At 63.3% G+C, this 10,833-nt stretch carries 21 protein-coding genes; all 21 read left to right on the top strand.

The window, feature by feature from the left end; all coding sequences use genetic code 11:
• Nucleotides 1-1,178, top strand: a 1,178-nt coding sequence (tuf, locus tag AC1DYI_RS17715) for an elongation factor Tu (protein WP_477205447.1), incomplete at its 5' end; no start/stop codon positions are given.
• A 10-nt stretch (nt 1,179-1,188) separates the two neighbouring features.
• Nucleotides 1,189-1,500, top strand: coding sequence for a 30S ribosomal protein S10 (gene rpsJ / locus AC1DYI_RS17710; RefSeq protein WP_019561663.1), 312 nt, complete (start codon nt 1,189-1,191; stop codon nt 1,498-1,500).
• A gap of 193 nt (nt 1,501-1,693) precedes the next feature.
• A complete protein-coding gene (gene rplC / locus AC1DYI_RS17705) occupies nt 1,694-2,365 on the top strand; it encodes a 50S ribosomal protein L3 (protein ID WP_477205448.1) in 672 nt (223 codons plus the stop codon).
• A complete protein-coding gene (rplD, locus tag AC1DYI_RS17700) occupies nt 2,365-2,985 on the top strand; it encodes a 50S ribosomal protein L4 (RefSeq protein WP_477205446.1) in 621 nt (206 codons plus the stop codon). The genes rplC and rplD overlap by 1 nt, the downstream gene beginning before the upstream one ends.
• A complete protein-coding gene (rplW, locus tag AC1DYI_RS17695) occupies nt 2,982-3,314 on the top strand; it encodes a 50S ribosomal protein L23 (protein WP_477205445.1) in 333 nt (110 codons plus the stop codon). Before rplD ends, rplW begins: the two co-directional genes overlap by 4 nt.
• 3 nt (nt 3,315-3,317) lie before the next feature.
• Nucleotides 3,318-4,142, top strand: a complete 825-nt coding sequence (gene rplB, locus AC1DYI_RS17690) for a 50S ribosomal protein L2 (protein WP_477205444.1) — start codon at nt 3,318-3,320, stop codon at nt 4,140-4,142.
• An 11-nt stretch (nt 4,143-4,153) separates the two neighbouring features.
• Nucleotides 4,154-4,429 (top strand): 30S ribosomal protein S19, encoded by a 276-nt coding sequence (rpsS, locus tag AC1DYI_RS17685; protein ID WP_329718949.1) that lies wholly within the window; start codon nt 4,154-4,156, stop codon nt 4,427-4,429.
• 12 nt (nt 4,430-4,441) lie between these two features.
• The gene (gene rplV, locus AC1DYI_RS17680; protein ID WP_329718951.1) at nt 4,442-4,771 is read left to right on the top strand and encodes a 50S ribosomal protein L22; all 330 of its coding nucleotides are present in this window, start codon (nt 4,442-4,444) and stop codon (nt 4,769-4,771) included.
• 8 nt (nt 4,772-4,779) lie between these two features.
• Nucleotides 4,780-5,652 carry a 30S ribosomal protein S3 gene (gene rpsC, locus AC1DYI_RS17675; protein WP_477205443.1) on the top strand — a complete coding sequence of 291 codons (873 nt, stop codon included), beginning with the start codon at nt 4,780-4,782 and terminating at the stop codon, nt 5,650-5,652.
• A 2-nt stretch (nt 5,653-5,654) separates the two neighbouring features.
• Nucleotides 5,655-6,071, top strand: a complete 417-nt coding sequence (rplP, locus tag AC1DYI_RS17670) for a 50S ribosomal protein L16 (RefSeq protein ID WP_329718955.1) — start codon at nt 5,655-5,657, stop codon at nt 6,069-6,071.
• 13 nt (nt 6,072-6,084) lie between these two features.
• The gene (gene rpmC, locus AC1DYI_RS17665) at nt 6,085-6,285 is read left to right on the top strand and encodes a 50S ribosomal protein L29 (RefSeq protein ID WP_329718957.1); all 201 of its coding nucleotides are present in this window, start codon (nt 6,085-6,087) and stop codon (nt 6,283-6,285) included.
• Nucleotides 6,282-6,560, top strand: a complete 279-nt coding sequence (rpsQ, locus tag AC1DYI_RS17660) for a 30S ribosomal protein S17 (RefSeq protein ID WP_477205442.1) — start codon at nt 6,282-6,284, stop codon at nt 6,558-6,560. Before rpmC ends, rpsQ begins: the two co-directional genes overlap by 4 nt.
• A 129-nt stretch (nt 6,561-6,689) precedes the next feature.
• Nucleotides 6,690-7,202 carry a redoxin family protein gene (locus tag AC1DYI_RS17655; protein WP_477205441.1) on the top strand — a complete coding sequence of 171 codons (513 nt, stop codon included), beginning with the start codon at nt 6,690-6,692 and terminating at the stop codon, nt 7,200-7,202.
• Nucleotides 7,203-7,435: 233 nt separating this feature from the next.
• Entirely contained in the window at nt 7,436-7,804 is a 369-nt protein-coding gene (rplN, locus tag AC1DYI_RS17650; RefSeq protein WP_058086622.1) for a 50S ribosomal protein L14, read from the top strand.
• A 28-nt stretch (nt 7,805-7,832) separates the two neighbouring features.
• Nucleotides 7,833-8,177, top strand: a complete 345-nt coding sequence (gene rplX / locus AC1DYI_RS17645; protein WP_329718963.1) for a 50S ribosomal protein L24 — start codon at nt 7,833-7,835, stop codon at nt 8,175-8,177.
• Between the two features lie 11 nt (nt 8,178-8,188).
• Nucleotides 8,189-8,755 (top strand): 50S ribosomal protein L5, encoded by a 567-nt coding sequence (gene rplE / locus AC1DYI_RS17640; RefSeq protein ID WP_477205440.1) that lies wholly within the window; start codon nt 8,189-8,191, stop codon nt 8,753-8,755.
• A gap of 11 nt (nt 8,756-8,766) precedes the next feature.
• Nucleotides 8,767-9,072 carry a 30S ribosomal protein S14 gene (gene rpsN / locus AC1DYI_RS17635; RefSeq protein WP_477205439.1) on the top strand — a complete coding sequence of 102 codons (306 nt, stop codon included), beginning with the start codon at nt 8,767-8,769 and terminating at the stop codon, nt 9,070-9,072.
• A gap of 24 nt (nt 9,073-9,096) precedes the next feature.
• On the top strand, nt 9,097-9,492 hold the full coding sequence (rpsH, locus tag AC1DYI_RS17630) for a 30S ribosomal protein S8 (protein ID WP_477205438.1): 396 nt from the start codon (nt 9,097-9,099) through the stop codon (nt 9,490-9,492).
• Nucleotides 9,493-9,508: 16 nt separating this feature from the next.
• Nucleotides 9,509-10,042, top strand: coding sequence for a 50S ribosomal protein L6 (rplF, locus tag AC1DYI_RS17625; protein ID WP_477205437.1), 534 nt, complete (start codon nt 9,509-9,511; stop codon nt 10,040-10,042).
• Between the two features lie 11 nt (nt 10,043-10,053).
• Complete coding sequence (gene rplR, locus AC1DYI_RS17620; protein WP_477205436.1) at nt 10,054-10,413, top strand: 50S ribosomal protein L18; 360 nt, start codon at nt 10,054-10,056, stop codon at nt 10,411-10,413.
• A gap of 21 nt (nt 10,414-10,434) precedes the next feature.
• Nucleotides 10,435-10,833, top strand: a 399-nt coding sequence (locus AC1DYI_RS17615) for a 30S ribosomal protein S5 (protein ID WP_477205435.1), incomplete at its 3' end; no start/stop codon positions are given.

The following is a 10,833-nucleotide window of genomic DNA, read 5'->3' as shown; positions in this document are numbered from 1 at the left end:
AGTTTGAACGGACCAAGCCGCACGTGAACGTGGGCACGATTGGTCACGTGGACCATGGCAAGACGACGCTGACGGCGGCGATCACGACGGTGCTGTCGACGAAGTTCGGCGGCGAGGCCAAGGCCTACGACCAGATCGACGCGGCGCCGGAAGAAAAGGCACGCGGCATCACGATCAACACSGCGCACGTCGAGTACGAAACGGCCAACCGCCACTACGCTCACGTGGACTGCCCGGGCCACGCCGACTACGTCAAGAACATGATCACCGGCGCCGCCCAGATGGACGGCGCGATCCTGGTGTGCTCGGCCGCTGACGGCCCGATGCCCCAGACCCGCGAGCACATCCTGCTGGCCCGCCAGGTCGGCGTGCCGTACATCATCGTGTTCCTGAACAAGTGCGACATGGTCGACGAYGCCGAGCTGCTCGAGCTGGTCGAAATGGAAGTGCGCGAACTGCTCAGCAAGTACGACTTCCCCGGCGACGACACCCCGATCATCAAGGGTTCGGCCAAGCTGGCGATGGAAGGCGACAAGGGCGACCTGGGCGAACAGGCCATCATGCGCCTGGCCGACGCGCTGGACAGCTACATCCCGACGCCTGAGCGCGCCATCGACGGCACCTTCCTGATGCCCGTCGAAGACGTGTTCTCGATCTCTGGCCGCGGCACCGTCGTGACCGGCCGYATCGAGCGCGGCGTGGTCAAGGTCGGCGAAGAAATCGAAATCGTCGGYATCWMKGCGACCCAGAAGACCACCTGCACCGGCGTGGAAATGTTCCGCAAGCTGCTGGACCAAGGTCAAGCYGGCGACAACGTSGGYATYCTGCTGCGCGGCACCAAGCGYGAAGACGTGCAGCGCGGCCAAGTGCTGTGCAAGCCGGGCAGCGTCAAGCCGCACACCCACTTCACGGCCGAGATCTACGTGCTGTCGAAGGAAGAGGGCGGCCGCCACACGCCGTTCTTCAACAATTACCGCCCGCAGTTCTACTTCCGCACGACGGACGTGACCGGCGCGGTGGAGCTGCCGAAGGACAAGGAAATGGTCATGCCTGGCGACAACGTCAGCATCACCGTGAAGCTGATCGCCCCGATCGCGATGGAAGAAGGCCTGCGCTTCGCCATCCGTGAAGGTGGCCGCACCGTCGGTGCCGGCGTCGTCGCCAAGATCATCGAGTAAGGCGGCCACCATGCAAAAGCAAAAGATCCGCATTCGCCTGAAAGCCTTCGACTACAAGCTGATCGACCAATCGGCGCTGGAAATCGTTGACACCGCCAAGCGCACCGGCGCGATCGTCAAGGGCCCGGTGCCCCTGCCGACCCGCATGCAGCGTTTCGACATCCTGCGTTCGCCGCACGTCAACAAGACCTCGCGCGACCAGTTCGAGATCCGCACGCACCAGCGCCTGATGGACATCGTCGACCCGACCGACAAGACCGTCGACGCGCTGATGAAGCTGGATCTGCCGGCCGGCGTGGACGTCGAAATCAAGCTGCAGTAAGCGGCTTCCTCGTGATGACAGCGGTTGCGGGTTCGCCCGCAACTGTTATACTCGCGAGCTTTCCCGGAAGTGGGTGACAGAAGTGTCAAAGCTTCAGTCACCCGTTTTCCATTAGTCAGCCCGGCCAATCGATGTCGGGTCGTGTAACCAGCCCTTTGGTCACCGTTTGAGTGGCGAGGGGCGGAGTAAAACCATGAGTCTTAGCAATCGCCTCGGATTGCTGGGCCGCAAGGTGGGCATGATGCGCGTGTTCACGGACGACGGCGACGCCGTTYCCGTGACTGTGCTCGACGTGTCCAACAACCGCGTGGCTCAGGTCAAGACCGTTGAGACCGACGGCTACAGCGCCATTCAAGTGGCGTTCGGCACCCGCAAAGCATCGCGCGTGTCCAAGCCTGAAGCTGGCCACCTCGCGAAAGCGGGCGTTGAAGCCGGTGAAGTCCTGAAGGAATTCCGCGTCGCCGCTGAGGTGGCCGCCGAATACAAGGCTGGCGCCACCGTGCCGGTCACCCTGTTCGCCGCCGGCGAGAAGGTCGACGTGCAGGGCACTTCGATCGGTAAGGGCTTCACGGGCACCATCAAGCGCCACAATTTCAGCTCGCAGCGCGCGTCGCACGGTAACAGCCGTTCGCACAACGTGCCGGGCTCGATCTCGATGGCTCAGGACCCGGGCCGCGTGTTTCCGGGCAAGAAGATGTCCGGCCACCTGGGCGACGTGACCGTCACGACCCAGAACCTCGACGTGATTCGCATCGACGAAGCCCGCCAGCTGCTGCTGGTGCGTGGCGCGGTGCCGGGCGCCAAGAACGGCCATGTGGTCGTGCGTCCCGCCGTCAAGGTGAAGGTCAAGAAGGGAGCCAACTGATGCAACTCGAGCTCCTGAACGAACAAGGCCAGGCCACCTCGAAGGTGGACGCGCCTGACACCGTGTTCGCGCGCGACTACAACGAAGCGCTGGTGCACCAGATCGTCGTGGCCTACCAGGCCAACGCACGCCAGGGCACCCGCAAGCAGCTGACCCGCGCCGAAGTTCACCACTCGACCAAGAAGCCGTTCCGCCAGAAGGGCACCGGCCGCGCTCGCGCCGGTATGACCTCGTCGCCGCTGTGGCGCGGGGGTGGTCGGATCTTCCCGAACAGCCCTGACGAGAACTTCTCGCACAAGGTCAACAAGAAGATGTACCGCGCCGGCATGGCCGCGATCCTGTCGCAGCTGGCCCGTGACGGCCGCCTGGCGGTGGTCGACTCGCTGACCGTCGAGGCGCCCAAGACCAAGCTGCTGGCCGCCAAGTTCAAGGCCATGGGCCTGGACTCGGTGATGGTGATCGCCGACACCGTCGACGACAACCTGATCCTGGCTTCGCGCAACCTGCCCAATGTGCTGGTTGTCGAGCCGCGCTACGCCGATCCGCTGTCACTGGTCTTCTACAAGAAGGTGCTGGTGACCAAGGCCGCGATCGAGCAGCTCAAGGAGATGTTCGCATGAGCAGCCGTATCAATCCCGGCCCCGTGAAGGCCAAAGAGGGCCGCCTGGCCCAGGTGCTGATCGCCCCGATCGTGTCCGAAAAGGCCACGCAGGTCGCCGAGAAGCACAACCAGGTGCTGTTCAAGGTGCAGCGCGACGCCACCAAGCTTGAGATCAAGGCCGCAGTCGAACTGCTGTTCAAGGTCGAAGTCGAGGCCGTGTCGGTGGTCAACGTCAAGGGCAAGGTCAAGCGCTTCGGTCGCTCGGTCGGCCGTCGTGACCACGTCAAGAAGGCCTATGTCTCGCTGAAGGCGGGCCAAGAGCTCAACTTCTCCGGGGAGGCTGCGTAAATCATGCCAGTCGTCAAAGTCAAACCGACCTCCGCCGGCCGCCGTGCCGTCGTGAAGGTGGTGCACCCGCACCTGCACAAGGGCGCGCCGGAAGCTTCGCTGCTGGAACCCCAGAAGCAGAATGCCGGCCGCAACAACAACGGTCACATCACCATCCGTCACAAGGGCGGTGGTCACAAGCACCACTACCGTGTGGTCGACTTCAAGCGCAACAAGGACGGCATCCCGGCCAAGGTTGAGCGCATCGAGTACGACCCGAACCGCACGGCGCACATCGCACTGGTGTGCTACGCCGATGGCGAGCGCCGCTACATCATCGCCCCGCGCGGTCTGGAAGTCGGCTCCACCATCCTGAGCGGCGCTGAAGCGCCGATCAAGGCGGGCAACACGCTGCCGATTCGCAACATCCCTGTCGGCTCGACCATCCACTGCGTCGAGATGCTGCCTGGCAAGGGTGCCCAGATCGCCCGCTCGGCCGGCACCTCGGTGACGCTGATGGCGCGTGAAGGCACCTACTCGCAGGTCCGCCTGCGCTCGGGTGAAGTGCGCAAGATCCACATCGACTGCCGCGCCACGATCGGCGAGGTGTCGAATGAAGAGCACAACCTGCGCCAATACGGCAAGGCCGGCGCCATCCGCTGGAAGGGCATCCGCCCGACCGTGCGCGGTGTCGCGATGAACCCGGTGGACCACCCGCACGGCGGCGGCGAAGGCCGTACCGGCGAAGGTCAAGCCCCGGTGTCGCCGTGGAACACGCTGACCAAGGGTTACCGCACGCGGAACAACAAGCGCACGCAGACGTTCATCGTCTCGCGTCGCAAGAAGTGAGGCCGTAAGACATGGCACGTTCACTCAAGAAGGGTCCGTTTGTGGACCACCACCTTCTGGCCAAGGCCGACAAGGCCGTGACCACGAAGGACAAGAAGCCGATCAAGACCTGGTCGCGTCGTTCGACCATCCTGCCCGACTTCATCGGCCTGACCATTGCCGTGCACAACGGCAAGCAGCACGTGCCGGTGTATGTGACCGACCAGATGGTCGGCCACAAGCTCGGCGAGTTCGCACTGACCCGTACGTTCAAGGGTCACCCCGCGGACAAAAAGGCCAAGAAGTAAAAGGACACGACGATGGAAACCAAAGCAATCGTTCGTGGTGTTCGCCTGTCGGCCGACAAGGGTCGGCTGGTGGCTGACCTGGTGCGCGGCAAGCGCGTCGACCAGGCGCTGAACATCCTGAGCTTCACGCAGAAGAAGGCCGCCGGCATCGTCAAGAAGGCGCTGGAGTCCGCGATCGCGAACGCCGAGCACAACGACGGCGCCGACATCGACGAACTGAAGGTCACCTCGATCTACGTGGAGCAAGGCGCCACGCTGAAGCGTTTCTCGGCCCGTGCCAAGGGCCGTGGCAATCGCATCAGCAAGGGCACCTGCCACATCTACGTGACCGTGGGGAACTGAGGAAGACCATGGGACAAAAAATCCATCCGACCGGCTTCCGCCTGCCCGTCACCCGTGCCTGGGCGTCGCGCTGGTACGCGAACAGCCGCAACTTCGCSACSATGCTGGCCGAAGACCTGGCGGTTCGCGACTACCTGAAGACGCGTCTGAAGAACGCCGCCGTCTCGCGCATCCTGATCGAGCGCCCCGCCAAGAACGCCCRCATCACGATTTACTCGGCTCGTCCGGGCGTCGTGATTGGCAAGAAGGGCGAGGACATCGAGAACCTGAAGGCCGAACTGACCCGCCGCCTGGGCGTGCCGGTGGCAGTGAACATCGAGGAAGTGCGCAAGCCCGAAATCGATGCTCAGCTGATCGCCGACTCGATCACCCAGCAGCTGGAAAAGCGCATCATGTTCCGCCGCGCGATGAAGCGTGCGATGCAGAACGCGATGCGCCTGGGCGCTCAGGGCATCAAGATCATGTCCGCCGGCCGCCTGAACGGCATCGAAATCGCACGTACCGAGTGGTACCGCGAAGGCCGCGTGCCCCTTCACACCCTGAAGGCCGACATCGACTACGGCTTTTCGGAAGCCAAGACCACTTACGGCGTCATCGGCGTCAAGGTCTGGGTCTACCGCGGTGACCGTCTGGGCGCTGGCGAGACCCCGGTGGCCAAGCCCGAGGGTCAAGAAGAAGAGCGTCGCCCCCGTCGTCCGGCTCGTCCGGGCGCCCCGACCGGTCGTGGCCGTCCGGGCGGTGATCGTGGCGACCGTGGCGCTCCGCGCCTGGGTGCTGACAAGCCTGCCGAAGGTGGTGCTGCCGCCCCGGCCGCTCCGGCTGTCAAGCGTGTGCGCAAAGTCGCCGCGCCGACCGCTGGCGGCGAAGGCAAAGGAGAATAAGCATGCTGCAACCAGCACGTCGCAAGTTCCGCAAGGAACAGAAGGGCCGTAACACCGGCGTCGCTACCCGCGGCGCCAACGTGTCGTTCGGCGATTTCGGTCTGAAGGCCACCGAGCGTGGTCGTCTGACCGCCCGCCAGATCGAAGCGGCCCGTCGTGCCATTTCGCGCCACATCAAGCGCGGTGGCCGCATCTTCATCCGCATCTTCCCGGACAAGCCGATTTCGCAGAAGCCTGCTGAAGTCCGGATGGGTAACGGCAAGGGCAACCCCGAGTACTACGTCGCCGAGATCCAGCCGGGCAAGGTGCTGTACGAAATCAACGGCGTTCCCGAAGAACTGGCGCGCGAAGCGTTCACGCTGGCCGCTGCGAAGCTGCCGCTGCGTTGCACCTTCGTGGCTCGCCAGATCGGCGCCTGAAAAGGAAAGCACCATGAAAGCATCTGAACTGCGCGCCAAGGACGTGGCCGCGCTCGAGAAGGAGGTCACCGACCTCCTGAAGGCGCACTTCGGCCTGCGTATGCAAAAGGGCACCCAGCAGCTGTCGAACACGGCAACGCTGGGCGAGACTCGCCGCGACATCGCCCGCGCCAAGACCATCCTGGCCCAGAAGAAGAAGGAAGCCGCCAAATGACGCAAGCTCAAGAAGCGACGACCAAGAACACCCGCACCCTGGTCGGCAAGGTCGTCAGCGACAAGCGCTCCAAGACGGTCACCGTGCTGGTCGAGCGCCGTACCGCGCACGAGCTCTACGGCAAGATCGTGGCCCGCTCGCGCAAGTACCACGCCCATGACGAAAAGGGTGAGTACCACACGGGCGACATGGTCGAGATCGCGGAGACCCGCCCGCTGTCCAAGACCAAGAACTGGGTCGTGACCCGTCTGGTCGAAAAGGCCCGTCTGGTCTAAGACTGTCGAGTCACGCGCCGTGAAGGGGTCTTGTGCCCCGCGCGGCGATGAACGGCCGGAACGCTGGAATACTGGCGCCCGGCCGTTTTGCTTTTGTTGCGCTCCGCACTGTCCTCACGAGGAGAACCCATGATCAAGGTTGGAGACAAGCTGCCCGCCGGCACCCTGAAGGAATTCATCGAAGTCGAGGGCGATGGCTGCTCGCTCGGCCCGAATGCCTTCGACATCGAAAAAGCGACGGCCGGCAAGACGATCGCGCTGTTCGCACTGCCTGGCGCCTTCACCCCCACCTGTTCGGCCAAGCATGTGCCAGGCTACGTGGCGCAATTCGATGCGCTGAAGGCTGCGGGTGTCGACGAGATCTGGTGCGTGTCGGTCAACGACGCGTTCGTGATGGGGGCCTGGGGTCGTGATCAGAAGACCGGCGGCAAGGTGCGCATGATGGCCGACGGCAGCGGTGACTTCACCCGCGCCACCGGCCTGACGCTCGACCTGTCGGCTGGTGGCATGGGCCAACGCTCGCAGCGCTACTCGATGCTGGTCGTCGACGGCGTCGTCAAGACACTGAACATCGAAGCGCCCGGGAAGTTCGAGGTCAGTGACGCGGCGACGATGCTGCGCCAAGCCGAGGCTGCCCGCTGAGCGCGTTGGCTCGATATTGAAGAATGGGCGAGCGAAGCGCTTGACATACGCTTCGGCACCCAGCATAATCTACAGCTTCGCCGGAATTCGGCTTGCACGTTCGTGCGGGTCGGGTGCCGGATCCGCCCAAACAGACGCTGCCTGAGGTCAACTCGAGGTGGTGGCTGACGGGCCCAAGACTGACCGATGCGCCTTCTCTCCGACGGGCGCGACGGGACAAGTTGGGGACACAAATGATCCAAATGCAATCGCGACTTGACGTCGCTGACAACACGGGCGCGAAGTCCGTCATGTGCATCAAGGTGCTGGGTGGTTCCAAGCGCCGGTATGCAGGCATTGGCGACATCATCAAGGTGTCGATCAAGGAAGCCGCACCGCGTGGCCGCGTCAAGAAGGGCGAGGTCTACAGCGCCGTGGTCGTGCGCACCGCCAAGGGCGTGCGTCGCCAGGACGGATCGCTGATCAAGTTCGACGGCAACGCCGCCGTGCTGTTGAATGCCAAGCTGGAGCCGATCGGCACCCGCATCTTCGGCCCCGTGACGCGCGAACTGCGCTCCGAGCGCTTCATGAAGATCGTGTCGCTGGCGCCGGAAGTGCTCTGAAGCACTTGCCACGAGTAAAGGAAACGCGATGAACAAGATTCGCAAAGGCGACCAGGTCGTGGTGTTGACCGGCCGCGACAAAGGCAAGCGCGGTGCGGTGATCGAGCGCGTTGATGCGGACCATCTGGTGGTCGAGGGCATCAACATGGTCAAGAAGCACGTCAAGCCGAACCCGCTGAAGGGCACGACCGGTGGCGTGATCGACAAGACGATGCCGATCCACCAGTCCAACGTGGCCATCTTCAACCCGGCGACCGGTAAAGCCGATCGCGTCGGTATCAAGTTGCTGAGCAAGGCCGATCAAGAATCCCGCAAGACCAAGGACAACGGCGTTCGCGTCTTCAAGTCCAGCGGCGAAGAGATCAAGGCCTGAGGAGCGCGAGCATGAGTCAACAGCAAAAAGCCGCGATCGTTGCGCGCCTGCATGCCTTCTATCAAGAGAAGGTCGTGCCCGACATGATGGCCAAGTTTGGCTACCAGTCGGTGATGGAAGTGCCGCGCCTGACCAAGATCACCCTGAACATGGGTGTCAGCGAAGCGGTGGCAGACAAGAAGGTCATGGACCACGCCGTCGGCGACCTGACCAAGATCGCCGGCCAGAAGCCCGTGGTCACCAAGTCGAAGAAGGCGATCGCCGGGTTCAAGATCCGAGACGGTGTGCCGATCGGCTGCATGGTCACGCTGCGCGGTGCCCGCATGTTCGAATTCCTGGACCGTTTCGTCACCGTGGCGCTGCCGCGAGTGCGTGACTTCCGTGGTATCTCCGGTCGCTCGTTCGACGGCCGTGGCAACTACAACATCGGCGTCAAGGAACAGATCATCTTCCCGGAAATCGAGTACGACAAGATCGACGCGATCCGTGGCATGAACATTTCCTTCACGACCACCGCGAAGACCGACGACGAGTGCAAGGCACTGCTCGCTGCGTTCCGCTTCCCGTTCAAGAACTGAGGCTACCCAACATGGCAAAAACCTCTCTCATGCAGCGTGAAGACAAGCGCGAAAAGCTGGTCGCCAAGTATGCAAAGAAGTACGCCGAACTGAAGGCGATCATCGACGACGCCAAGAAGTCCGACGACGAGCGCTACGCTGCCCGTCTCGAGCTGCAGAAGCTTCCGCGCAACGCCAACCCGACCCGCTTGCGCAACCGTTGCGAGTTGACGGGTCGTCCCCGCGGTACGTTCCGCAAGTTCGGTCTGGCCCGTAACAAGATCCGCGAGCTCGCCTTCAAGGGCGACATTCCTGGCGTGATCAAGGCCAGCTGGTAATCGAGGCGACAAGGAGAAAACACCATGAGCATGAGTGATCCTATCGCCGACATGCTGACCCGCATCCGCAACGCGCAAGCCGTTGAGAAGACCTCGGTGACCATGCCGGCGTCCAAACTCAAGGTCGCGATCGCGCAGGTGCTGAAGGACGAGGGGTATATCGATACCTTCGCCATCAAGGGTGACAGCGGCAAGAACGAACTCGAGATCGGCCTGAAGTACTACGCCGGTCGTCCCGTCATCGAGCGCATCGAGCGCGTCAGCCGTCCTGGCCTGCGCATCTACCGCGGTCGTGATGCGATCCCGCAGGTCATGAATGGCCTGGGTGTTGCTATCGTCACCACGCCCAAGGGCGTGATGACCGACCGCAAAGCACGAGCCGCCGGTGTCGGTGGCGAAGTGCTGTGCTACGTGGCCTAAGGGAAGGAGTCGAGCAATGTCCCGCGTTGGAAAAATGCCGATCACCGTCCCGCAAGGCGTGGACGTGAAGGTCGCCGCCGACCAGATCACCGTGAAGGGCGCCAATGGCACCCTGGTGCGCTCTGTGAACGCGCTGGTGACTGTCAAGAACGAAGCTGGCTCGCTGCAATTTGCACCGGCCAATGATTCCGCCGAAGCCAATGCCATGAGCGGCACGATGCGTGCGCTGGTGGCCAACATGGTCAACGGCGTCAGCAAAGGCTTCGAGAAGAAGTTGAACCTGGTCGGCGTGGGCTTTCGTGCCCAAGCCCAGGGTCAGAAACTGAATCTGCAGATTGGTTTCTCGCACCCGGTCGTCAAGGACATGCCTGCCGGCATCACCGTGACGACGGCGACCCCGACCGAAATCGTGATCAAGGGCGCCGACCGTCAGGTCGTGGGCCAGATCGCCGCCGAGGTCCGCGCCATCCGGCCGCCTGAGCCCTACAAGGGCAAGGGCATCCGCTACTCCGATGAGCGCGTGGTCCTCAAAGAGACCAAGAAGAAGTAAGGAGCGACACCATGCTGAACAAGAAAGAACAGCGTCTGCGTCGCTCGCGTCAAACGCGCGAGCGCATTGCCAAGCAAGGCGTCGCTCGTCTGACGGTCTTCCGCTCGAACCTGCACATCTACGCCAACGTGATGTCGGAAGACGGCACGCGCGTCGTTGCCTCGGCCTCGACGGTCGAGAAGGACTTGCGCGACCAGTTGGCCGGCAACGGTGGCAGTGCCGCCGCAGCGGCCCTGGTGGGCAAGCGCATCGCCGAGAAGGCCAAGGCTGCTGGCGTCGAGAAGGTCGCTTTCGACCGCGCTGGTTTCGCCTACCACGGCCGCGTGAAGGCGCTGGCGGAAGCCGCGCGTGAAGCCGGTCTCCAGTTCTGATAGCGGCGAAGGAATAGCAACATGGCAAAGTTTCAACCCCGCGCGCAGACCGAAGGCAACGACGACGGCCTGAAGGAAAAGATGATCGCGGTCAACCGCGTCACCAAGGTTGTCAAGGGTGGTCGTACGCTGAGCTTCGCGGCGCTGACCGTGGTCGGTGACGGCGATGGTCGCATCGGCATGGGCAAGGGCAAGGCCAAGGAAGTGCCGGTGTCGGTGCAAAAGGCCATGGAAGCGGCTCGCCGCGGCATGGTCAAGGTCGCCCTGAAGAACGGCACGATCTTCCACAAGGTGGAAGGCGAGCACGGTGCTGCGAAGGTGCTGATGGCACCGGCCCCGGCTGGTACCGGCATCATCGCTGGCGGCCCGATGCGCGCGGTGTTCGAGGTGATGGGCGTGACCGACATGCGTGACCGACAT

Source organism: Ideonella sp. P3_A4 (genome assembly GCF_056403075.1).
The sequence above is the reverse complement of the archived record's forward strand: the minus strand, read 5'-3'. Positions and strand labels throughout refer to the sequence as shown.

Excerpts from the sequence above, each read along its gene's own strand:
- rpsJ (WP_019561663.1), top strand. The coding sequence starts at position 1,189 with ATGCAAAAGCAAAAGATCCGCATTCGCCTGAAAGCCTTCGACTACAAG.
- rplD (WP_477205446.1), top strand. The coding sequence starts at position 2,365 with ATGCAACTCGAGCTCCTGAACGAACAAGGCCAGGCCACCTCGAAGGTG.
- rplW (WP_477205445.1), top strand. The coding sequence starts at position 2,982 with ATGAGCAGCCGTATCAATCCCGGCCCCGTGAAGGCCAAAGAGGGCCGC.
- rplB (WP_477205444.1), top strand. The coding sequence starts at position 3,318 with ATGCCAGTCGTCAAAGTCAAACCGACCTCCGCCGGCCGCCGTGCCGTC.
- rpsS (WP_329718949.1), top strand. The coding sequence starts at position 4,154 with ATGGCACGTTCACTCAAGAAGGGTCCGTTTGTGGACCACCACCTTCTG.
- rplV (WP_329718951.1), top strand. The coding sequence starts at position 4,442 with ATGGAAACCAAAGCAATCGTTCGTGGTGTTCGCCTGTCGGCCGACAAG.
- rplP (WP_329718955.1), top strand. The coding sequence starts at position 5,655 with ATGCTGCAACCAGCACGTCGCAAGTTCCGCAAGGAACAGAAGGGCCGT.
- rpmC (WP_329718957.1), top strand. The coding sequence starts at position 6,085 with ATGAAAGCATCTGAACTGCGCGCCAAGGACGTGGCCGCGCTCGAGAAG.
- rpsQ (WP_477205442.1), top strand. The coding sequence starts at position 6,282 with ATGACGCAAGCTCAAGAAGCGACGACCAAGAACACCCGCACCCTGGTC.
- AC1DYI_RS17655 (WP_477205441.1), top strand. The coding sequence starts at position 6,690 with ATGATCAAGGTTGGAGACAAGCTGCCCGCCGGCACCCTGAAGGAATTC.
- rplN (WP_058086622.1), top strand. The coding sequence starts at position 7,436 with ATGATCCAAATGCAATCGCGACTTGACGTCGCTGACAACACGGGCGCG.
- rplX (WP_329718963.1), top strand. The coding sequence starts at position 7,833 with ATGAACAAGATTCGCAAAGGCGACCAGGTCGTGGTGTTGACCGGCCGC.
- rplE (WP_477205440.1), top strand. The coding sequence starts at position 8,189 with ATGAGTCAACAGCAAAAAGCCGCGATCGTTGCGCGCCTGCATGCCTTC.
- rpsN (WP_477205439.1), top strand. The coding sequence starts at position 8,767 with ATGGCAAAAACCTCTCTCATGCAGCGTGAAGACAAGCGCGAAAAGCTG.
- rpsH (WP_477205438.1), top strand. The coding sequence starts at position 9,097 with ATGAGCATGAGTGATCCTATCGCCGACATGCTGACCCGCATCCGCAAC.
- rplF (WP_477205437.1), top strand. The coding sequence starts at position 9,509 with ATGTCCCGCGTTGGAAAAATGCCGATCACCGTCCCGCAAGGCGTGGAC.
- rplR (WP_477205436.1), top strand. The coding sequence starts at position 10,054 with ATGCTGAACAAGAAAGAACAGCGTCTGCGTCGCTCGCGTCAAACGCGC.